At 60.1% G+C, this 22786-nt stretch carries 17 protein-coding genes; 11 read left to right on the top strand and 6 right to left on the bottom strand.

Annotation, left to right across the window (positions count from 1 at the left end):
• Positions 1-25: 25 nt before the first annotated feature.
• Positions 26-2062: an LTA synthase family protein gene (locus tag IB245_RS07560; protein ID WP_192227177.1), complete on the top strand. Its 2037-nt coding sequence runs from the start codon at positions 26-28 to the stop codon at positions 2060-2062.
• 54 nt (positions 2063-2116) lie between these two features.
• Here the strand turns inward: IB245_RS07560 and IB245_RS07555 are convergent, their stop codons facing one another.
• Positions 2117-3904, bottom strand: coding sequence for a SulP family inorganic anion transporter (locus IB245_RS07555; RefSeq protein ID WP_192227176.1), 1788 nt, complete (start codon positions 3902-3904; stop codon positions 2117-2119).
• Between the two features lie 296 nt (positions 3905-4200).
• Between IB245_RS07555 and IB245_RS07550 the strand changes: the two genes are divergently transcribed.
• Both IB245_RS07550 and gfa read left to right on the top strand, forming a co-directional pair.
• Positions 4201-5823, top strand: a complete 1623-nt coding sequence (locus IB245_RS07550; RefSeq protein WP_192227175.1) for a methyl-accepting chemotaxis protein — start codon at positions 4201-4203, stop codon at positions 5821-5823.
• Positions 5824-5976: 153 nt separating this feature from the next.
• On the top strand, positions 5977-6555 hold the full coding sequence (gfa, locus tag IB245_RS07545) for an S-(hydroxymethyl)glutathione synthase (RefSeq protein WP_192227174.1): 579 nt from the start codon (positions 5977-5979) through the stop codon (positions 6553-6555).
• Between the two features lie 103 nt (positions 6556-6658).
• On the opposite strand, the gene IB245_RS07540 is transcribed toward gfa, so the two are convergent.
• The 5 genes from IB245_RS07540 to IB245_RS07520 form a co-directional block, all read right to left on the bottom strand.
• The gene (locus IB245_RS07540; protein WP_008026361.1) at positions 6659-7123 is read right to left on the bottom strand and encodes a MaoC family dehydratase; all 465 of its coding nucleotides are present in this window, start codon (positions 7121-7123) and stop codon (positions 6659-6661) included.
• A 21-nt stretch (positions 7124-7144) separates the two neighbouring features.
• Complete coding sequence (locus IB245_RS07535) at positions 7145-7876, bottom strand: hypothetical protein (RefSeq protein ID WP_192227173.1); 732 nt, start codon at positions 7874-7876, stop codon at positions 7145-7147.
• Positions 7873-8967, bottom strand: coding sequence for an AI-2E family transporter (locus IB245_RS07530; protein WP_008041498.1), 1095 nt, complete (start codon positions 8965-8967; stop codon positions 7873-7875). The genes IB245_RS07535 and IB245_RS07530 overlap by 4 nt, the downstream gene beginning before the upstream one ends.
• A 74-nt stretch (positions 8968-9041) precedes the next feature.
• The gene (locus IB245_RS07525; RefSeq protein ID WP_008026356.1) at positions 9042-9677 is read right to left on the bottom strand and encodes a response regulator transcription factor; all 636 of its coding nucleotides are present in this window, start codon (positions 9675-9677) and stop codon (positions 9042-9044) included.
• A gap of 4 nt (positions 9678-9681) precedes the next feature.
• Positions 9682-11958 (bottom strand): PAS domain S-box protein, encoded by a 2277-nt coding sequence (locus tag IB245_RS07520; protein ID WP_192227172.1) that lies wholly within the window; start codon positions 11956-11958, stop codon positions 9682-9684.
• A gap of 230 nt (positions 11959-12188) precedes the next feature.
• Here IB245_RS07520 and IB245_RS07515 point away from each other — a divergent pair, with 230 nt between their 5' ends.
• The 8 genes from IB245_RS07515 (at position 12189) to IB245_RS07480 (ending at position 22618) form a co-directional block, all read left to right on the top strand.
• Entirely contained in the window at positions 12189-13811 is a 1623-nt protein-coding gene (locus IB245_RS07515; protein WP_192227171.1) for an acyl-CoA synthetase, read from the top strand.
• Between the two features lie 122 nt (positions 13812-13933).
• Entirely contained in the window at positions 13934-14260 is a 327-nt protein-coding gene (locus tag IB245_RS07510) for a DUF485 domain-containing protein (RefSeq protein ID WP_192227170.1), read from the top strand.
• A complete protein-coding gene (locus IB245_RS07505; RefSeq protein WP_192227169.1) occupies positions 14260-15921 on the top strand; it encodes a cation acetate symporter in 1662 nt (553 codons plus the stop codon). The genes IB245_RS07510 and IB245_RS07505 overlap by 1 nt, the downstream gene beginning before the upstream one ends.
• 60 nt (positions 15922-15981) lie before the next feature.
• Complete coding sequence (locus IB245_RS07500) at positions 15982-17754, top strand: acyl-CoA dehydrogenase C-terminal domain-containing protein (protein WP_192227168.1); 1773 nt, start codon at positions 15982-15984, stop codon at positions 17752-17754.
• 127 nt (positions 17755-17881) lie between these two features.
• Positions 17882-19150: an OprD family porin gene (locus IB245_RS07495; protein WP_008041484.1), complete on the top strand. Its 1269-nt coding sequence runs from the start codon at positions 17882-17884 to the stop codon at positions 19148-19150.
• A gap of 186 nt (positions 19151-19336) precedes the next feature.
• A complete protein-coding gene (locus tag IB245_RS07490) occupies positions 19337-19990 on the top strand; it encodes a hydrolase (RefSeq protein WP_008041483.1) in 654 nt (217 codons plus the stop codon).
• A 55-nt stretch (positions 19991-20045) separates the two neighbouring features.
• Positions 20046-21365 carry an OprD family porin gene (locus IB245_RS07485; RefSeq protein ID WP_192227167.1) on the top strand — a complete coding sequence of 440 codons (1320 nt, stop codon included), beginning with the start codon at positions 20046-20048 and terminating at the stop codon, positions 21363-21365.
• A gap of 104 nt (positions 21366-21469) precedes the next feature.
• A complete protein-coding gene (locus IB245_RS07480; protein ID WP_192227166.1) occupies positions 21470-22618 on the top strand; it encodes a MalY/PatB family protein in 1149 nt (382 codons plus the stop codon).
• The last annotated feature ends 168 nt before the right edge of the window (positions 22619-22786 follow it).

The following is a 22786-nucleotide window of genomic DNA, read 5'->3' as shown; positions in this document are numbered from 1 at the left end:
CGACATTTTTAACAGGGGTACATGGATGGGTTGGCTGCAATCGAGACGTTTGCATTATTGGCTAGGCGCGACAGCGATTGTGTTTGTGCTGTTTGCATTGCTGCGGGTGGTGTTCTTTTTCGGCTTCTCCGGTTTCGACGCCCGAGCATTGAGCGACGATCATGCCGTCCTGGAAACCCTGGGCATCGGCTTTCGTTTCGATCTGCGTTTGGCCATCCTGGTGATGTTGCCACTGGCGTTGCTGGCCTGGATTCCTCGTTGGAATCTTGTCAGCAGCCGCCTGCTTCGCCGATTGGCACGCGTGTATCTGTCAGTCGCCCTGGGCGCCCTGCTGCTGATCTATATCGTCGATTTTGGCCATTACGCCTATCTGGGCGTACGAATCAACGCCACCGTGCTGCGCTTCATAGACGACGCGCAAATATCCCGTGACATGGTTTGGCAAACCTACCCGGTTATCTGGATTTCACTGGGGTGGCTGGCAACGGTCGCCATGGTGATGCTGGCCCTGGTGCGCCTGGAGCGCGTGACGCTGGACCGCCCCCGTAAAGCCATTCACCCGCTCTCCGTTACATGGGGTAGCGCGTTGATGGTCGTGTTGGTGCTGTTGGGTATTTTGGGTCGTGTCGAGAACATGAACCTGGAAAACCCTGTCCCATTGCGCTGGAGCGATGCGTTCTTCTCCGGCAATAACCAGGTCGCTGCGCTGGGCTTGAACCCGGTGATTTTCCTCTACGACACGGTCAAGGTCGGCCAGTCGCGCTATGACGAAGCGCAAGTGCGTGAACACTATGCCGTGATTGCCAAGTACCTGGGCGTGGATCAGCCCGATCCGCAAACCCTGAATTTCGTCCGTCACCAGGCGCCACAACCCTACAAAGTATCGAGCACACGGGCGCCGAACGTGATGTTTGTCATGCTCGAATCGTTGGGTACCAGTGCCGTCGGTGCCTACGGCAACCCGATCAATCCGACACCCAATATCGATCGCCTGGCCACACAGAGCTGGTTCTTCGAGCACTTCTATGTTCCGGTCACCGGGACCGCAAAAACCGTTTGGGCCAGCATTAGCGGGGTTCCAGACGTCACTCGACAGGAAACAGCAACGCGTAATCCGCTGATCACCAAGCAGCACACATTGATCAATGCCTTCACCGGTTACGAGAAGATCTACACCATTGGCGGCAACTCCGGTTGGGCCAACATGAATGCCTTGATCCGGCAAAGTATCGACGGGGTTCGTTTGTTCGAAGAGCGGGACTGGAAATCCCCGGTGGTGGATGTCTGGGGGATTTCAGATCTGGATCTGTTCAAGGAAACCGACAAGATCCTGCAAGCGCTGCCCAAGGACAAACCGTTCTTTGCCTATGTGCAGACGGCCGGTAACCATCGTCCCTTCACGATTCCCAAGAGCAATGACGGATTCGAGGTCAAGAATCCTACCCTCGCTGAAGTTCAGGCTGCGGGATCGCGCAGTGTCGAGCAGTACAACGCCGTGCGCCTGCTGGACTTCAACATCGGACGCTTGATGGAAATTGCCAAAGCAGGCGGTTACTACGACAACACCATTTTCGTGCTGTTTGGCGACCACAACACCCGTATCGCCCAGATCCCTTTCCTGGCACCGGCTTATGAGCAACTGGGCCTGGAAAGCAACGCGGTGCCCATGATCATCCATGCACCGGGCCTGCTCGGCACGCGGACCGTCAAGGAAGCTGTCGGCCTGGTGGACTTGCTGCCAACCGTGGCGGGCATGGCCGGCCTTGAGTTTCGTAACAGCGGCCTGGGGCGTGACATCCAGCAGCCTGCGCCCGAGGGTGAACGCGTAGTGCCGTTGGTGTTGCGTGAAGGTACGTTCCCGTTGATTGCGGGCGTCACTCAACACTACATGGTGCAGATGGAGCACGACGGCAGCTCGCCGACGCTGCACGATCTGGCCTCAGCGACGCCGCTGGACAACGTAGCCGGGCAAAACCCTGAAGAGTTCAAGCGCCTGGTGCAACTGACCCGCGGCATGCATGAAACGTCCAGGTTGATGTTGTACCAGAACGTGCGCAAGTAACCGGGATCGGGGTCGGCTACCGCGCCGACCCCGATAGCGAGCCCGCACTATTGTCTAATCGCGATCCTCATCCTGCCCTTCCCTCCATTCCTCGGGATGGACCTTGAGATAGCTGCTGACGGCGACGCCTAAAGTCGGAAAAAACGCAGCTTCGCCAAACCGCTCGAAAAGTCCGAAGCGCTTCAACTTGTCTTTGACAGGGTCCTTCATCTCGGCCACGCACAACGTGATGCCAGCCTCGTTCAAGGTTTGGTCCAGTTCAGCCAGCATGTCGGCGGAAGTCACGTCCACGCTGGTGACCGGTTCGGCTGCTACCACCAGCCAACGAACCGGCGTGGGTGATGTCGCCACGGCGTCCAGCACTCGGTCATGGAACAGTTCTGCGTTGGCAAAAAACAACGGCGCATCCCAGCGAAACAGCACCAGGCCGGGAATAAGGCGCGCATCCGGATAACGCGTGATGTCGTGATAGCCCTGGACACCTTTGGCGCGACCCAACACCGCAGAATACGGCCGCCAGCCATCCCATAGAAACTCGATCACCGCGACAACGATGGCCAGGCCAATGCCCTCGATGGCGCCGAATACGGCCACACCGAGCGTACAAACGATCGATAACCAGAATTCCCAGCGCTGAATACGATAAATCCGTCGCAGGTCGGCGACCTCGATCAGGCCGATAGCCGAAGCGATGACCACCGCCGCCAGTGCGCTGGTGGGCAGGTTTTTCAGCAAATCCGGGGCATACACCAGCAATAAGGCAACAGACAGCGCTCCAACCACGCCGGCAAGTTGGGTTTGGGCCCCCGCCGCCTCGGCCACAGGCGTGCGTGACGAACTGCTGCTGATTGGAAACCCCTGGAACAAACCGCCGGCAAGGTTGGCGATGCCGAGCCCTACCATCTCCTGGTTTGGGTCGACATAGGTCTTGGTCCGCGCCGCATAAACGCGCGAGAGCACGCTGGTGTCGGCGAACGAGACAAGCGCAACGGCGCAACCTCCGATCACTACAGGAACGATATCGGCGCGACTGATCCAAGGGATGGCAAACGCCGGCAAGCCTTGGGGCAGCGAACCGAGGACCGCGACATTGTGGGTTGTAAGGTCAAGCACGCCAACGGCGACGGTGGCGCCTGCCACGGCGATCAGAATCCCCGGCACGCGCTTTTTGTCCTTGAGCAACAAGATGACCGCCACGGTGGCTGCACCGATCATGAAGGTGGTCCAGTTGGTTTTTCCATCCATCACCGAGGTGGCAATGGCCCACAGGTTGCGCAGCGGTCCGTCGGATTCAATCGAAAAGCCGAAAAACTTGGGTAGTTGACTGATCAATACCGTCAGCGCGATGCCGTTCATGTAGCCATAGCGGATCGGTTTGGATAGCAGCTCGGTGACAAAACCCAGCCGCGCGACACCCGCCAGGATGCACACCACCCCCGAGACGATCGCCATCATGCCGGCAAGGGCGATCGCCCGATGCGGGTCACCGCCGGACAGCGGCAAGACTACGGCGAGAATGATGGCTGCCAATGAGGAATCCGGCCCCAGCACCAGGATTCGGCTGGGGCCGAACAACGCATAAGCGAGCAATGGAACGATGGTCGCGTAAAGGCCATAAATGCCGGGCACCCCCGACGCCACCGCGTAGGCGATGCCGACGGGCACCAGCATGGTGGTGAGCACGAGTCCGGCCACAATATCGCGCCGCAACCATGCCATCTTGTAGCGGCTCAACGTCCGCAGCCCCGGCAGCCAACGGCTCAAGTGGGTTTGATCGCCAGTATGCCTGTGCGTAATCCGGCCCGGTTCGGGAGCGGGTGGCGGAGCATCCGAATCGCTCATGGGACTTTAGCCCTCAGAGATAACAAACAGCGTGCAGTAGATTCATTCTGGGTCAAGTCTGCGATCTTGCTCAGTAGTGAGTGAAAAATTCAAAGATGGACCAGGCAACCTGCACACTCATCGTCGACCGCACCGACTCCAATAGCGTGCCTCCCCGTGTCGCAAATTCATAAATTCTCGCCGATCACACGATGTTTTTTCTCCTGGGTCTCAGCCAATGATGCCAATGTGCCTTTATTGCACCTAACGCTGACCTCTTGATCGCCATCTATTAGCTGACTCAGGAATTACGGACTATGGGAAGCTGGAAAATCAGGACTCATCTGCTTGTGCTTACCAGCACTTTGCTCCTGGGTTTGTTGTGTGTCGGCGGGCTTGGACTCTTGGGAATGCAATCCGCTGTACGCAGTCTGGAGACTGTGTACCTCGATCGGGTCGTGCCGCTGCGGGACTTGAAAAAAATCGCCGACCTGTACGCCGTGGACATCGTCGATGCCACCCACAAGGCACGCAATGGCAACTTCACCAACGCTGAATCATTGACCCGGATAGAGCAAGCGCAGAGGGAAATCGATCAGACGTGGCGCGCGTACAAATCAACAGAGCTGATCCCCGCAGAAACCCGTTTGATCGGGCAAATCGACCCGCTGATGGAAGCGACCCACGGTCCATTGCAAAACTTGCAGGGCCTGCTGCGCCAGAACGACGCTGCTGGTCTCGCGCGTTTCGCGACAGATCAGCTGTATCCACTGATCGATCCCTTGTCAGCCAAGTTTTCCGAGTTGATCGAAGTTCAACTGGTGGAGGCCAAGAACCAGTTCGAGCAAAACCAGAGCGCCTATACCTCCAGTCTCCAGCTCAGCCTGTTGATTCTGGCATTGGCCCTGATCGCGGGCGTGGCCTACACGGTCTTGTTCTCCCGCCTGTTGAGCCGTCAACTCGGTGCCGAACCGGCAGAACTGGCGGCCATCAGTTCGAACATCGCCCAAGGGAAACTCGCCGCTACACAGTTTGATCAGCAACAGTCGACGGGGGTGCTGCACTCCGTCCAGGCGATGCGCCACAGCCTGAGCGAGATGATCGGCAAGATCAGCCAGGCCTCCGGGCAGATCGAAGGGGCCACACTGCAATTGTCTGCGTCCTCCGAACAAGGATTGAGCAGCGCCGCACTGCAAAGCGAGACAGCCTCCTCCATGGCGGCCACGGTAGAAGAGCTATCCGTCAGCATCACTCACATCGCCGACAATGCTCGACAGGCTCAGAGCACCGCACAGAAAGCAGGCGAAATCACCAGCGAAGGCATGGAGGTCATGCAGGCCTCCATCCAGGAAATGGGCCAGATTGCCGATCTGGTGACACAAAGTTCATCGGACATCGATCAACTGGCGATTCAGTCCAACGACATCAGCCTGATTGTCGGTGTGATTCGCGGCATCGCCGAACAGACCAATCTCCTGGCCCTCAATGCCGCCATTGAAGCGGCACGCGCGGGCGAGCAAGGTCGCGGCTTCGCCGTGGTCGCCGATGAAGTGCGCAGCCTGGCCGCCCGCACAGCCCAATCCACCACGGAAATCGTTGCCTTGGTCAATGCCATACAAAGCGGCATGGTCAAAGCCAAAGACAGCATGGCCGCCGGCTGTGAACGCGTGACTCATGGTCAGAAACTGGTCGAAAGCGCGGGCCATTCCATGGGCAGGATCAAGGGTGTGCTGGACGAATCCCTTGCGGCCGTCAGTTTCATTTCGGTGTCGCTCCAGGAACAACGCGCCGCCAGTGAACAGGTCGCCTGCAACGTCGAGAAAGTAGCGCAAAGTGTGGAAGAGAACGCCACCGCCCAAAGCGGGATCGTGCGCACAACCCAGGAACTCAAGGCAATGTCCGACGGACTGGGCGTCATGCTGCAGCGGTTCAGCTTCTAAAGTGCATGCCCCCCGTCAAACCAGCCAACGGAGTTTGAAGGTTATGACGGGGGCGCACCCGGTTACCGAAGATAGTCTAGGATTTAAATGGCGAGCTTTCGTCACTCACACCCTGCCGCTGTTTGTCTGGCCCACTCAAAGGGAGACGCCAACGTGAGTACCTTGAAACTTCATCCTGCCCTGGACAATGGTATCCAACCCGCCGACGCGAATTTCACCGGAGGCACCCTGCAATGCCTGTGTGCGAACGACAAAGTCGAGGTCCGGATCGACGCGCAAACCCTGCATAACCACGCGTGCGGCTGCAGCAAATGCTGGAAACCGCAAAACGCGATATTCGCCGTCATTGCCGTGGTGCCTCGGGACAAGGTCAGCGTCACTGCCCACGGCGAAAAACTGGCCATTGTCGACGAAAAAGCCACCATCCAGCGCCATGCCTGCAAGCAGTGCCACGCCCATCTCTTTGGGCGCATCGAGAACAAGGACCATCCGTTTTATGGCCTGGACTTCGTCCACACCGAGCTCTCTCCCCAACGAGGATGGGCTGCGCCAGGCTTCGCGGCGTTCGTGTCCTCCATCATCGAAACCGGCACACCACCAGCGCAAATGAAAGCCATCCGTGAGCGCCTGCGCTCTATCGGCCTGGAGCCCTATGACTGCCTGTCCCCGGATTTGATGGACGCAATGGCGACTCATGTCGCCAAACAGAAAGGCCTGCTGCCTGCCGCCTGATTGATCGGTCGCCGCGGTTCCTTTGCCGGACCGCGACCCCCGGGCAGCTTGTTTGGGGATCTGTCGTCAGCGACGTCGAGAAATGGCGAACGCCGGCAGCGCTTCAATCCTCTGGGGGTTTTCTGAACACCAGCAGCTTCCCGGTTGCACGCTGCACCACCTTGTCATTCTGATTCAGCGTTTCCATGAACAGCGTCACCACGCCCCGATCCGGTTTGGAGGCCGACGGTTCGATGGCCTGCACCTTGCTGAACAGGCGTAACACGTCATCCGGATAAGTCGGTGTCGGCCAGCTCAGCTCGATGCCCAGGCCAATGATGCCGTCCGCCAGGGGGACGCTGGCCACCAGCATCTTCATGGTCAGGGCCGCAGTGTTCCAGCCGCTGGCCGCCAGACCGCCGAACAGACTCAACTCGGCCTCTTCGGCACTCAAATGGAAAGGTTGCGGGTCGTATTCGCGAGCAAACGCCAACATCGCTTCCTGATGGACGCGAACAGGGTCGCTTTCAAACTCCTGACCCAGACTCAGGTCATCGAGATAGAGTTTTTCCCAGGCATGCAGGGTCATGATTCATTCCTCCGCAGTGCATTACGAATAGCCGATGTCGCTGAGATCGATCGCCACCAGCAAGGCGTGCTCATCCGCCTGACTGTCGGCCTTGCGTCGATAGGCGCGCCGCTTGCCGGGCATGCGCAAGCCGTCGGTTTCAACATAGCCATGAACGTACTGCGCGGCAGCCAGGCCACCGCTGACATCCACGTTGTAGTCGTGACGACGTAACAGAAAGTCTGCACCGAAGTAGAAATCCTGCACCGCGCAGTGCGTGGCGATTGTCTCGGGGAAGGTCACCCGCAAACGACGCCAGCGCTCCGAGCCCTCGTGCCAGGGCTCGACTTCCTCGGTCACGACACCCGGCCAGGTAAACTGGAAAGGCATGGTCAGGTACGACCAAAGCGCGTAACCGTTGAAGTACGCTCGGTGCAAGGGATCCCAGGGACTGTTTTCCCCATGGTCGCGGAAGGACTCTCTGGGTTTCGATCGCTCGGCGATTACCTTGCCGGCGGTATTTTCGATGGCGATTCGATCCGGGGTGTAGGCGGTGAATTGATCGGCCCCACCAAAGGGCGTCACTGAGGCCCGCTGCTCATGCAGCCAGACGGTCATCTGCCGTGGCGCGCTGTCCTGGGTCAGCCCTTTCATGGCCCAGAGCGAGCCCCCGGTCACGATAGTGGCGCGTACCTGGTTGAAACTGCTCCAGCGCTCCAGACCACCATGGGCGATCAGTACGCGATTGAGCAGTTCATCGCCCGGCGCATTCATAGTGGCGGCCCTCCTCCCTCCGAAGGCTGATCCCGAACCCATTGCCAGAATAATTGATACCCGACCGCCAGCACCACCGGACCGATGAACAACCCGATGATGCCGCTGGTGACCATCCCGCCAAGCGCGCCGATCAGCACCACCGGCATCGGCACATCGACACCGCGCCCCAGCAGCAGCGGTTTGAGCACGTTGTCCACCAGGCCGGCGACAAAGACGAAGATGGCGAACACGATCGTCACGGTGTTGGCGCCTTCGGTGGCGAACACAAAGGCAATCACCGGAACCGTGATCAGCGTCGCCGGCAATTGCATGATGCCGAGCAACAGCACCCCAAGGGCCAGCAAACCGGCGCCGGGAATGCCCTTGAAGACAAACCCGAGCCCCACCAACAGCATCTGGATGAACGCGATCCCGACCACGCCCAGCGCGACCGCACGGATCGTTGCGGTGCACAGCGCGGCAATTTTCGGTCCTTTGGCCGGGTCGCTGACCCGCGAGGCAATCTGCACCGCGCTGCGACTGCCGCTCTCGCCATAGGCCATGAAAATACCGGCGATGATCAAGGCGAAAATGAAGGTCAGGAAACCCATGCCGACGCCGGCCAATTTGCTCAAAAGGGACAGGCTGAAGTGCTTGATCTGCGGGAGGTATTTGGCGGTCAGGTCGGGAAGATTGGTTGAGGCTTCAAGCCACAAGTCAAACAGCGGCTGCCCCACCAATGGCCAACTGGCAATGGATTCGGCGGGTGGTGGCAGGTGAAAGTCGCCGCCCTTGACCACTTCCATCACACGGTCGACCGAGTCGGCTATCGAGGTGCCCAGAAAGTAAATCGGCAACACCAGGATGACGATGGCGATCAGGATAATCAGCGTCGCAATGCGCCCGTCATTCTGCCCCAAGGGCCCTTTCAGACGCGCCTGCAACGGGTAAAGGGTAATCGCCAGGATCAGCGACCACAGCATCAGGTCACGGAACGGGCTGAAGATTTCAAAGCAGAACAGCACCAGAACCGCGATCAACCCAGCCCGGATAAGGACATCGAGCAGCGTGCGCGTCAGCGTTTTTTCGGAGAACGAAGTGGGCTCCATGGAGGCCTCCTGATCACTGCAACGGTACGGGATCGGTTAGCCCAGCATAGTCGTTCGGCGGAAAACGCGTGGATTCAACGCAACTTCAATGGATCAACCATTCCGGCGGCAATGGCCATGCCGACCAGGTCCGGCAGGGTATTGGCCTGCATGCGTTTCATCACGCGTGAGCGGTAGAGGTCGACGGTTTTTGCGCTCACCCCCAGTTGCTCGGCGATTTCGCGGGTGGTGTAACCCTGCACCAGCGGCAACAAGACGTCGCGTTCCCGTGGGGTCAGCGTGAGCAAACGCGCCTGCAACGCTTCATGCCCCTGATTACCCGAACGGTGGGTCGCGCAAGTGCTCAGGGCCTGTTGCACGCTGTCCAGCAGCAGTTGTTCGTTGTAGGGCTTTTCAATGAAGTCGTGAGCGCCGGCCTTGAACGCACGCACCACGATCGGCACATCGGCGTGACCGCTGACGAAGATGATTGGCAGGTTCAGTTCGCGCAATCGCATTTCTTCCTGCACGTTCAAGCCGCCCATGCCGGGCATGCGTACATCCAGCAGCACACAGGCTGCCAGGCTGGCATCGCAGGCATTGAGGAACTCAACACCGCTGGTAAACGGCAACGCCTTGAGGCCGACTGATTCCAGTAACCAGACCGTTGAATCGAGCATGCCTTGATCGTCATCGACCACATACACCACGTGCTCCGTCACACCCGCCATTGCATTATTCCTGTTGTTGTTTTGTTGGACCGGCAAGCGGCAAGCGACAGCACATCAGCAGCCCGACCGGTTGGCGGCGGGCCTGCAATTCTCCGCCGAAGCCTTCGATGATGCTGCGGCTCATGGACAAACCGAGCCCCAGGCCATCGGCCTTGCTGGTATAGAACGGGGTAAAAATCTGCTCCAGTTCGGGCTCGCTCACGCCGGGCCCCTGGTCCTGCACCGTGATGTCCACGGTGGCGGCACTGCCCTGCCCGGCAGTCATCACAATCAGCGAGGGCTGGCCGGGATGTTGTTCGCGGTTGGCATCGATGGCATTGCGCAACAGATTGAGCAGGACTTGTTCCAGCAACACTCGATCGGCATAAACGGGCGGCAGATTATCCGGCAGACGATCCTCGATTGTCACTTGGCAATTACTCGCTTCCCAGGCGCACAAACGCACGGCTTCGCGGGCGACATCGGTGACGTTCAGCGCCTGCATGCGGCGCTGGCCTTTGCGCAGAAACGCGCGCAAACGGCGGATCACTTCCGAAGCGTGCGTGGCGTGATGGGTGATGCGTTCCAGCCCTTGCGCAACCCGGGCGGCCGCCTGGGGGTTGGAATCCACGGTCTGCAAATAACGCTGGCTGGCGTTGGCGTAATTGACCACCGCGGCCAGCGGCTGATTGATTTCGTGGGCGATGCCCGAGGCCAGTTCACCGAGGGTGACCAGGCGCGCGGTGTGCGCCAGTTCATCCTGATGGCGGCGCTGCTGCACTTCGCGCAGTTCACGTTCGGTCATGTCCCGCGCCACCAGTGAATAGTAGCGCTCGCCACCGGCCGAACGATGCGCCAACAGCACCAGCGACACCGGCACCGACGCGCCACCGCCCGGTGGATGCAAGCGCGCATCGGTGCTCCAGACGCCGTCGCGCTCGGCGCCGCTCCAGCCGTCACGTTGCAGACGCGTCAGGTCTGCGCTGGCGAACAGTTGTGCCAGGACCGGCATCGGCTGTTGCTCGCCTATGCCGAGGATGCGGCGTGCCGCCGGGTTGAGGTAAGTAACTTGCCCCTCGGGGTCGATGAACAGCACCGGATCGGTGTTGACCTCGACGACTTCGGCCAGGCGCCGCTTGTTCTCTTCGGCCTGCACTCTGGCAGTAATGTCCCGGGAGACGCTGACCACCTCGACCACCGTGCCGGTATAGGTTTCACGAATCGCCCGACTGGCGGTTTCGAACCACAGGTAATGCCCGTTCCGATGGCGAATGCGATAGGTCATGGTGTGATAACCGTCCTGCTCCAGCGCATCGCGGGCACGCTGCACCAGGCTTGCCAGGTCCTGGCCATGGAACAGGCCCTGGGCCATTTGCCCGCGCAGTTCTTCCGGCCAATAGCCGAGCAACGTCCATGACGCAGGGGAGGCATCGAGAAAACAGCCGTCGGGTGTGTGACGGGAAATCAAGTCTGTGGTGTTCTCGATGATCAGCCGGTACAACCGCCGCGCCTGGGCCGCTTCGCGCTCGGCCAGCACTTGCGCGGTGGCGTCGCGGCAACGGGCGAGCACACGGTTGTCCTGGGGATCGGGAATGAATGTCCAGATCAGAATCTGCGTTTCGAGCTGGGCTTCGACCCCTTCAATGGCGCGCTGCTGGTCCAGGCAAGCGCGCACCAGTACCCGATGGTTGACCGGCAGAAAACCGAATACGTCGCTCAGCGGCTTTTCCGCCAGCAACGCCAGCAACGCCGCGTTGAACTCCTGCGGCCGTCCCTGCGCATCGAGCAACAGGCTCGGTTGCGGATCGTGGCCCAACAGTGGCGAGCCACGCAGCATGCCGTTGACGCTGCTGAGCAAAGTCGTGAGCAAATCCTGCACCCACCCCAGCCAATCGAAACTCACGCCTTCGCAGACTTCCACCAGCAACAACCCGGCTTGCCCAGGCGTCAACGCCAGATCGAACACTTGGCCATGGCTGATGGCGGCGCGGCGCAGTCGGCCGGCCAACCAGCAATCCAGTTGCCGCACTTGCGCCAGGTCGAGGCGCCCGGCTTCCAGCAAACGCTCGAACAGCAACTGATCGCTGGCCAGCGAAGGATCGCCCTGGCCCGGGGGAAAATGCTGGGCGGCACCTTCATGGCTGTAGATCCGCGCCTGGGGTTGCCAGCTCAGGTAAACCGCGCGACGCACCTCGGGGCAATCCTGCAAGGCCCGGCACAACGCATCGGCCCGGGCGGCCAGAGGCACGGCCTCACGCTGCAGGCGCAACCAGCTGTGCAATCGAACGGGAGTCAGGGTCATCACGGGTCCGCTTCGTTGGGGAAGCCAAGGATATACCGGCCTTGGCGATTTGACGGTAGTCATTTAGTTCAGCACGAATCAAATATAGTACTTATACCATACGCCATAGGTTGTACTTCCATATCGATGGAGGATTGTTATATAAAGCACACCGGACATATAAAGGTGACCTCAGCGGCGACGCTGAAAGGCCACCGATAGAGCTAACAATCAGCCACCGAGTACCGCACATGTCGATCTATGAACAAGGGCTAGTCCCTTCGGCTGTCAATCACATCGCCTTGTCTCCGCTCAGCTTCCTCGAGCGCACGGCCAATGTTTACCCCGACTACCCCGCCGTCATCCACGGCTCCATTCGCCGTACCTGGGCGCAGACCTACACCCGTTGCCGACGCCTGGCCTCGGCGCTGGCTGGTCGCGGCATCGGCAAAGACGACACCGTGGCGGTGATGCTGCCCAATATCCCGGAAATGCTGGAAGTGCATTTTGGCGTGCCGATGATCGGCGCCGTGCTCAACCCGCTCAACGTGCGCCTGGATGCTGAAGCCATTGCGTTCATGCTCCAGCATGGCGAGGCCAAGGTGCTGATCACCGACCGCGAGTTCCATGACGTGATTCACGCCGCCATCGGCATGCTTGATCACCCGCCTCTGGTCATCGACGTCAACGACCCGGAATACGGTGAAGGCCAGGCCGTCAGCGATCTGGACTATGAAGCGTTGCTGGCCGAAGGCGACCCGGCGTTCGCCTGGCAATGGCCAGCCAACGAGTGGCAAGCCATCTCGCTGAACTACACCTCCGGCACCACCGGCAATCCGAAAGGCGTGGTCTATCACCATCGCGGCGCTTATTTGAATGCCTTGGGCAACCAGATGACCTGGGCCATGGGCAACCATCCGGTGTACCTCTGGACCCTGCCGATGTTCCATTGCAACGGCTGGTGCTACCCGTGGACCATCACCGCGCTCGCCGGCGTTCACGTGTTCCTGCGCCGGGTCGATCCGCAGAAAATCCTCACGCTGATTCGCGAACATCAGGTCACGCACCTGTGCGGCGCGCCGATCGTGCTCAACGCGCTGGTCAACATGCCGGAATCGGCGAAGGCGGCCATCGATCACCCGGTCAACGCCATGGTCGCCGGTGCTGCGCCGCCAGCCAAAGTCATTGGCGCCGTGGAGGAAATGGGCATCAAGGTCACCCACGTGTACGGCCTGACGGAAACCTATGGTCCGGTGACCCTCTGCGCCTGGCATGCCGAATGGGACGAACTGCCGCTGGAAGAACGGGCGCAGATCAAATCCCGTCAGGGCGTGCGCTACCCGACGCTCGAAGGTGTGATGGTCGGCGATTCGAAGACGCTGGAACCGACCCCGCGCGATGGCCAGACCATCGGTGAAGTGTTCATGCGCGGCAACACCGTGATGAAGGGCTACCTGAAAAACCCGACGGCCACCGCCGAAGCATTCGAGGGTGGCTGGTTTCACACTGGCGACCTGGCGGTGTGTCACCCCGACGGTTATGTCGAGATCAAAGACCGCCTCAAAGACATCATCATTTCCGGTGGCGAGAACATTTCCACCATCGAACTCGAAGGCGTGCTCTATCGCCATCCGGGGGTGATGGAAGCCGCCGTGGTCGCCCGCCCCGATGAAAAATGGGGTGAAACGCCCTGCGCCTTCATCACCTTGAAGGCTGATCACCAGGACGTTCGCGAGGCCGACATCATCAGTTTCTGCCGCGAGCATCTGGCCGGTTTCAAAGTCCCGCGCACGGTGATTTTCACCCTGCTGCCGAAGACTTCCACCGGCAAGATCCAGAAGTACGTGCTGCGCGACAGGGCCAAGGCCCTCTAACCCTCACCGACGTTTCACCTATCAGGCGGCAGGTGTCCTACCTGCCGCCTCGGGCTCGTGCAGGCCGAATTCGGCCTGCCCTGCCCCCACACACCGATAACAACAACAATGTGGAGCGCATCATGATCGACATCCATGCAACCGATACCCAACGCTGTGAACGTATTCGGACCAACCCGAAATTCCTGCAACTGGTCAGCAGTCGCTCGCGCCTGGCCTGGTCGTTGAGTGCTGCGGTGCTGGGCACTTATTACCTGTTCATGTTCGTGGTGGCGTTTGCCCCGCAATGGCTGCACGCGCCGCTCGGCGAGCACCGGATGTTGACCCTCAGCATGCCGGTTGGCGCGGCGATCATTGTTTTTTCCTGGTTGCTGACCGGTTGGTACGTCTACAGCGCCAACACGCGCTTCGATGCGCTGGGTTCGGCCATTCTTGAGGAGAGCAAGTGATGCGTAAACTCATCCTCGCCGCAGCCTGCCTGTTGCCGACCTCCGCTGTATTCGCTGCACCCGCGTTGGGTGCCATCGAAAAACAACCGCTGAACCTGCATGCGATCGGCATGTTCTTCGTGTTCGTCCTCGGCACGCTGGCCATCACCTGGTGGGCCGCGCGCCAGACCAAATCCACCTCGGACTTCTACACTGCCGGCGGTGGCATTACCGGGTTTCAGAACGGCTTGGCGATTGCCGGCGACTACATGTCCGCCGCTACGCTGCTGGGGCTGTCCAGCCTGGTGTTCGCCAAGGGTTACGACGGTTTCATCTACACCATCGGCTTCTTTGTCGGTTGGCCGATCATCACCTTCCTGATGGCCGAGCGGCTGCGCAATCTGGGGCGCTACACCTTTGCCGACATCGTCTCCTACCGACTGGACCAGAACAAAGTGCGGATCTTCGCTGCATTCGGTTCGTTGACGGTGGTGTGTTGCTACCTGATCGTGCAGATGGTCGGTGCCGGCCAGTTAATCAAATTGCTGTTCGGCCTCGACTACCCGGTAGCGGTGGTGATCGTCGGCGCGTTGATGCTGGTGTATGTGATCTTCGGCGGCATGATCGCAACGACCTGGGTGCAAATCATCAAGGCTGTGTTGCTGCTGTCCGGCGGCACGACTCTCGCGGGCATGGCCATGTCGCAGTTCGGTTTCAGCTACGAAACCCTGGCCACCAAAGCGGTCGAAGCGCATGCCAGCGGCTGGAATATCATGGGCCCCGGCTCAATGCTCGCCGACCCGATCAACACCGCGTCAATGTCTCTCGGCCTGGTATTCGGCATTGCCGGTCTGCCGCACATTCTGATGCGCTTCTTCACCGTACCCAACGCCAGGGAAGCGCGTAAATCGGTGTTCTACGCCACCGGTTTCATCGGTTTCTTCTTCCTCGTGGTCTGCACCCTGGGCTTCGCCGCGATGGTGATCATCGGCACCGATCCGCAGTACTACGTCAACGGTGAAGTTGGCGGCGCCTTGATTGGCGGCGGCAACATGGTCGCGATGCACTTGGCCAAAGCGGTAGGCGGCAACCTGTTCCTCGGGTTCCTCTCGGCCGTGGCGTTCGCCACCATCCTTGCGGTGGTCTCCGGGCTGGCCCTGGCCGGTGCGTCGGCGATTTCCCACGACCTCTACGCCACCGTCTTCAAGAAAGGCAACGCCACCCAGAAACAGGAAATGCGCGTCACCCGCATGGCCACCGTAGGCCTGGGCATCATCGCGATTCTGCTGGGCATTCTGTTCGAGAAGATGAACGTCGCGTTCCTGGTCGGCCTGACCTTCGGCATCGCCGCCTCGACCAACTTCCCGGTACTGATCATGGCCATGTACTGGAAAGGCCTGACCACCAAAGGCGCGATCATCGGCGGTTTTGCCGGCCTGATCTGCGCGCTGGTGCTAGTGATCCTGTCCCCGGCCGTGTGGGTGACCGTGCTCGGTCATGCTCACGCCATCTTCCCGTACGACCACCCGGCGCTGTTTTCCATGCCGCTGGCGTTCCTGGTGATTGTCGTCGTGTCCCGACTCGACCGCAGTGTGCGGGCCGACAAGGAACGTGACGCCTACGCCGACCAGTTCGTGCGCGCCCAGACCGGTCTCGGTGCTGCCAGCGCTTCCAGTCATTGATTGAAAGGCACGGCACCCGGTTGCGGCGCCGTGCACAACCGTCCTGTCGAGGTTCACGTTATGCCCGAATTCAAAGCCCCCCTGCGCGATCTGCGCTTCGTCCTGCATGAGGTGTTCGACGCCCCAGCCCTGTGGGCACGCCTGCCTGCCCTGGCTGACAACATCGATGCCGGCATCGCCGACGCGATCCTTGAGGAAGCGGGGAAAGTCACCGCGCACCTGATCGCACCCTTGAACCGCAGCGGCGACGAAGAAGGCGCACAGTGGCATGAAGGTCAGGTGACCACGCCCATCGGCTTCAAACAGGCTTATGCCACGTACATCGAGGGTGGCTGGGTCGGCCTGTCCGGTAATCCCGAGTACGGCGGCATGGGCATGCCGAAAATGCTCGCCGTGCAGTTTGAAGAAATGCTCTACGGCGCCAATTCCAGTTTCGCACTGTATTCGGCATTGAGTTCCGGTGCGTGCCTGGCGCTGGATGCCCACGCCAGCGAGACCTTGAAAGACCTGTACCTGCCGCCGATGTATGAAGGTCGCTGGGCCGGCTCCATGTGCCTGACCGAAGCCCATGCCGGCACCGATCTGGGGATCATCCGCACCCGCGCAGAACCTCGGGCGGATGGCAGTTTCAGCATCACCGGCAGCAAGATATTCATCACCGGCGGCGATCAGGACCTGACCGAAAACATCGTCCATCTGGTGTTGGCAAAACTGCCCGACGCGCCGGCCGGACCGAAAGGCATCTCGCTGTTTGTGGTGCCCAAAGTGCTGGTCAATGCCGACGGTTCCCTTGGCGAGGCCAACGCCGTAAGTTGCGGTTCGATCGAACACAAGATGGGCATCAAGGCCTCGGCCACCTGCGTGATGAATTTCGACGGTGCCAGCGGCTGGCTGGTGGGCGAAGCCAACAAAGGCCTCGCAGCGATGTTCACCATGATGAACTACGAACGCCTGTCCATCGGTATTCAGGGCATTGGCTGCGCCGAAGCGTCCTATCAGAGTGCGGTGGCCTACGCCCGTGAACGCATTCAGAGCCGCGCCCCGACCGGCACCGTGGCCGCGGACAAAGTCGCCGATCCGATCATCGTCCACCCCGATGTGCGCCGCATGCTGCTCAGCATGAAAGCCATGACTGAAGGTGGCCGCGCGTTCGCCAGTTATGTCGGGCAGCAGCTCGATCTGGCGAAGTTCTCCGACGATGCGCAAGAACGCGAGAGCGCCCAGAGCCTGGTCGCGCTGCTGACGCCGATTGCCAAGGCCTTCTTCACCGACACCGGCCTGGAGAGCTGCATCAACGGCCAGCAAGTGTTCGGTGGCCATGGCTACATCCGCGAATGGGGCCAGGAACAATTGGTCCGCGATGTGCGCATCGCGCAGATCTACGAAGGCACCAACGGTATTCAGGCGCTGGACCTGCTCGGGCGCAAAGTGCTGGCCGATAACGGTTTCGCGTTGCGTCAGTTCACCGGCCAGATTCGGCATTTCGCCCACCAGCCTGACGCGCCCTACAGCGCGCAACTGTTCGATGCCGTGCAGCGCCTGGAAGACCTGAGCGACTGGTTGCAGGACCGGGCAGCGACCAACCGCAACGAAATCGGCGCCGCTTCCGTGGAGTATTTGCACCTGTTCGGGTATGTGGCCTACGCCTGGCTGTGGGCGCGCATGGCGCAGGTTGCCCGGCAAAAGCGAACCGACGACGAAGACTTTTACGGTGCGAAGATCGCCACCGCCGACTTCTACTTCCATCGCCTGCTGCCGCGCATTTTGAGCCTCGAACAATCGATTCGCGCCGGCAGTGCCTCGTTGTTCGGTCTGAGCGCCGAGCAGTTCTAACGATTGAACCGCACGCGGCGCCACGCTCCTCTCTTTTCGGCGCTCGCGTTTTTTCTTGGTAAGCCCTCGCCCGGTTGGCGAGGGTCGCGCAAGCCGTCATTTCATAATAAAAACAAAGGGGCTTCACATGGATCGCAACACCCGCACTCTCGCTACCCGACTGTTGCTGGCCGGCGGCGTCATCAGCCTCTCGGCCCCCGCCGCTGCTGACTTTATCAAGGACAGCAAGGCCAGCCTTGAGCTACGCAACTTCTACTTCAACCGTGACTATCGTCAGACCAACGCGGCGCAATCGAAACAGGAGGAATGGGCGCAAGGCTTCCTGTTGCGCTACGAATCCGGCTTTACCGAGGGGCTGATCGGGGTCGGTTTCGATGCGATCGGCCTGGTAGGCGTCAAACTCGACTCCAGCCCGGATCGCGCCGGCTCCGGCCTGCTCCAGCGCCATCGCGACACGCGCAAAGGCGCGCAGGACGAATACGGTGAACTGGGCCTGACCGCCAAACTGCGCGCATCCAAGAGCACATTGAAACTGGGCACATTGCTGCCCAAGCTGCCGACGGTATTGGCCAACGATTCACGGCTGTTGCCGCAAACCTTCAAGGGCGGCCAACTGACTTCGCTGGAAGTCGAAGGCCTGACCGTGGATGCCGGACGGCTGACGCAGGTCAACCAGCGCGACTCCTCGGACTATGAGGACATGGGCATCACCCGAACCGGCGCCAAGGGCATCACCAGCCGCCATTTGGACAGCGACAGCTTCGATTTCGCCAGCCTGAACTACAAATGGACCAGCAACCTCGCCACTGGTTATAGCTACGGCCACCTCGACAATTTCTACAGCCAGCACCTGGTCAACCTGACCTACGTGTTGCCGGTCACCGTCGGTCAATCGTTGAAGACTGATCTGCGGTTCGCACGCTCCATCGATGATGGCGGCAGTAATGTCGACAACAAGGCAATTGGCGCCATGTTCACCTACAACCTCGGTGGGCATGCATTCGGCCTGGGCTATCAAGGCATGAGCGGCGACACTGGGTATGCCTACATCAATGGCACCGATGCGTTCCTGGTGAACTTCGTACAGATCGGCGACTTTGCCAGCAAGGACGAAAAATCCTGGCAGGCCCGTTACGACTACAACTTTGCCGCCCTCGGCATTCCCGGCCTGACGTTCATGACCCGCTACATCAACGGTACCGATATAGACCTGGGTAACAACCGCCCTGAAGGCAAGGAATGGGAGCGCGATACCGATATCGGGTATGTCGTGCAGAGCGGGCCGCTGAAAAACGTCGGAGTGAAATGGCGCAATGCGACAGTGCGCTCGACAAATTTTGGCAGTGATCTGGATGAAAACCGGTTGATCGTCAGTTACACGTTGCCGATCTGGTAAGGCGGTATAACGGCCACCATTGTTTCGCCAGCAAGCCGGCTCCTACAGGGGGGGGCGTACACCCCGATCCTGTAGGAACTGGCTAGCCTCCCCCGCAAGAAAGTCAAAACACAGCACATCGGTTCAATATCCCCGTCCGACTCTACGCCACCATGGCCTCCTCACTCACCCCGTAAGGACATCGCCATGGCTATCGCAAAAGCAGTACCCGGCAAAACCCTGCTGACCCCAACCGACCACACGCTGATCATGATCGATCACCAGTCGCAAATGTCCTTTGCGACCAAGTCGATCGACGCCGTGACCCTGCGCAACAATGCCGCGCTGGTGGCCAAGGCGGCGCGCGGCTTCAAGGTCTCGACCATCCTCACCACCGTTGCCGAAAAGAGCTTCTCCGGCCCGATCTTCGACGAAATCAAATCGGTGTTCCCGGAACACAACGTCATTGACCGCACCAGCATGAACACCTGGGAAGACGAGCGCATTGCCGTTGAAGTGAATAAGTTCGGCAAACAGAAAATCGTCCTCGCCGGCCTGTGGACCTCCGTTTGCATCGTCGGCCCGGCGCTGTCGGCCATCGACCAGGGTTTTGAGGTGTACGTGATTGCCGACGCCTGTGGCGACGTCACCACCGAAGCCCATGAAATGGCGATGCAGCGCATGATCCAGATCGGCGCGCGGCCGATGACTTCGTTGCAATACCTGCTTGAATTGCAACGCGACTGGGCACGTACCGAGACCTACGACGAAACCGTGAAAACCTCGATTGCCAACGGTGGTTCTTACGGTCTGGGCCTGATCTACGCCAAGACCATGTTCGGCGCCTCCGAAGGTCATTAAGTAACAACGCGGCTCCGGGGTTCCGGAGCCGCTTCCCTTCGCGGTGGACTGATCGATGACGTTTTCCTCACGAGACCTCAGTCGCGGGTTGTGCCTGTGTCTGCCGGCGCTGTTATCAGGCACGGTCCTGGCAGATGAGTCGCAGGGCTTGCTGGCCGGTGCGAAGCTTGAAGTGCTGAGCCGAAATTTCTATCTCAACAACGACTATCGATCCCCGACGCCGGCAGGCAAAAGCTACAAAGCCGAATGGACTCAGGGCTTTATCAGCTCTTTTGAATCCGGTTTCACCCCCGGCACCCTCGGATTCGGACTCGATGCCCACGGGTTTCTAGGATTGAAACTGGACGGTGGCAAGGGCCATTCCGGGACAGGATTATTGCCGCTGGACAGTGACGGTCGCAGCGAAGACAACTATTCCAGTGCTGGCGGCGCGTTGAAAATCAAGGCATCGAAAACCACGTTGGCCTTCGGTGAAATGATGGTCGAAACCCCGGTGTTCGACACCGCGGATAAACGCCTGCAACCCGAGTACGCCAGCGGTTTTCTGGTAAACAGCCACGAGATTGAGGGAGTGAATCTGGTCGCCGGCCACTTCACGGCGTTCAAGAATCAGGACGGTGCTTCGGGCAAGGACAACTTTTACGGCTACGGCGCCAACACTGAAGCGGGCGGCATTTCTATTCTGGGTGCCGACCTGTTTACGCAAAGTCCGTTCGGCGCGGCCCTCTATGCTTCAGAGCTGACCGACACTTGGCATCAGTACTACGCCAATCTGCACCTGAAACAGTCCGGCTGGTTCCTCGACGCCAATCTCTATCGCACGCAGGACACAGGCCAGGCGCTGGCCGGTGCTATCGACAACACAGCGTTCAGCCTGTCAGGCAAATACACCGTCGATGCCCACGCCTTCACGTTGGCCTATCAAAAGGTCAACGGCGATACCCCGTTCGATTTCGTCGGTGGCGACTCGATCTACCTCGCCAACTCGATCAAATACGCCGACTTCAACGGTGCCCACGAGCAGTCCTGGCAAGCTCGCTACGACCTTGATCTGGGCCTCTATGGCGTTCCCGGGCTGAAATTCATGACCCGTTATGTCACAGGCAGCCAGATCGACGGTACGCACGCACCCAAGGGCGGCGCCTACAACCCGTTCGATGAGTCGGTCGGTGCGTACAGGCCGCTGCAAGGTGATGGTGGACGGCATTGGGAGCGAGACATCGATTTGCGCTACATCGTGCAGTCTGGATCGGCCAAGGGCTTGTCGCTGCAACTGTCCCATGTCTCGCACCGGGCCAACAGCGCCCAGGCGGGCGATGATATCGACAGGGTTTATGTCGTTATCGAGTACCCGCTGAGTTTCGGCCGTTTCTGATAATCGTCAGCCGGCGCGCTCGCACTCTCAAGCAGGCTCGCTCCCACAGGGGTTGGCGTTTATCATGACCGCCGAAAACAACCCTGCCTTGTATGAGAATGAGCATGACCTTCGATTTTGATCAGGTGTTCGACCGCCACAACACCGGCAGTACCAAGTGGAGCCGCTACCCGGCCGACGTATTGCCGATGTGGGTTGCCGACATGGATTTTGCCGCGCCACCGGTGATCATCCAGGCCCTGCAAAAACGTCTGGAACACCCGTTGCTCGGCTACAGCGTGGCGCAAGATGACTTGCGCAATGCCATCGTGACCGACCTCTGGAACAAGTACGCCTGGCGCGTCGAGCCGCAGGAGCTGGTTTTCCTGCCGGGCGTGGAATCGGGTTTCAACATGGCCCTGAATGCGCTGGTCCAGCCGCAACAGAATGTCGTGGTGCAAACGCCCAACTACCCACCGCTGCGTCATGCACCGGGGCATTGGGAGCTGAACAAGGTTGAACTGAATTTCGAGGCGATGGCTGATGGCACGTACGCCACGCCGCTTCAGGCCTTGCGCCAGTCGCTGGAAGGCGGCGGTGCACTGCTGCTGAGCAACCCGCACAACCCGCTGGGCAAGGCGTTCCCAAGGGAAGAACTGCAAGCCGTGGCCGATATCTGCGTGACTCAAGGCGCCTGGATCATTTCCGACGAAATCCATGCCGAACTGTGCTTCGACGGCCGCCAACACATCCCCACCGCGTCGTTGAGCCCGGAAATCGCCCGGCGCACCATCACGCTGATGTCGGCGAGCAAGGCCTACAACATCGCTGGCCTGAAGACTTCGTTCATGATCATTCAGGACCGCGCCCTGCGCGAACGCGTCAACCATGCGCGCTGCGGCATGGTCGACAGCGTCAATCCGCTGGGCATGGAAGCGACACGCGTTGCCTACACCGAAGGTGCGCCGTGGCTGGCCGCGCTCAAGGACTACCTGCAAAGTAACCGCGATTATCTGGTGGAAGCCGTTCGCACGCGCTTGCCCGGCATCAGCATGAATGTGCCTCAGAGTACCTACCTGGCCTGGCTCGACTGCTCGGCGCTGGGGTTGGAGAACCCGCAGCAGTTCTTCCTTGAAAAGGCGAAGGTCGGGCTTAGTCCTGGCCTGGATTTCGGCGATGACAGCCAACAGTTCGTACGCCTGAACTTCGGCTGCCCGCGCGCGTTGCTGGAGGAAGGCATTGCACGGATGGAGCGCAGTTTGCGCGACCGCTAACAAGCCCCCCTTGCCGGCGATGACATCCGCAAGGTAAGCGCAGGACTCAGGGGCCAATCGCCAGCAAGCCGGCTCCTACAGGAATTTGTTCCGGCACACATCACTGCCAGCCACATCGCACCTTGTAGGAGCTGGCTTGCTGGCGATGACGTCCGCAAGGTCAGCGCA

The sequence above is a fragment of the Pseudomonas sp. PDM02 genome (assembly GCF_014852285.1).
Lineage (GTDB): Bacteria > Pseudomonadota > Gammaproteobacteria > Pseudomonadales > Pseudomonadaceae > Aquipseudomonas > Aquipseudomonas migulae.
The sequence above is the reverse complement of the archived record's forward strand: the minus strand, read 5'-3'. Positions and strand labels throughout refer to the sequence as shown.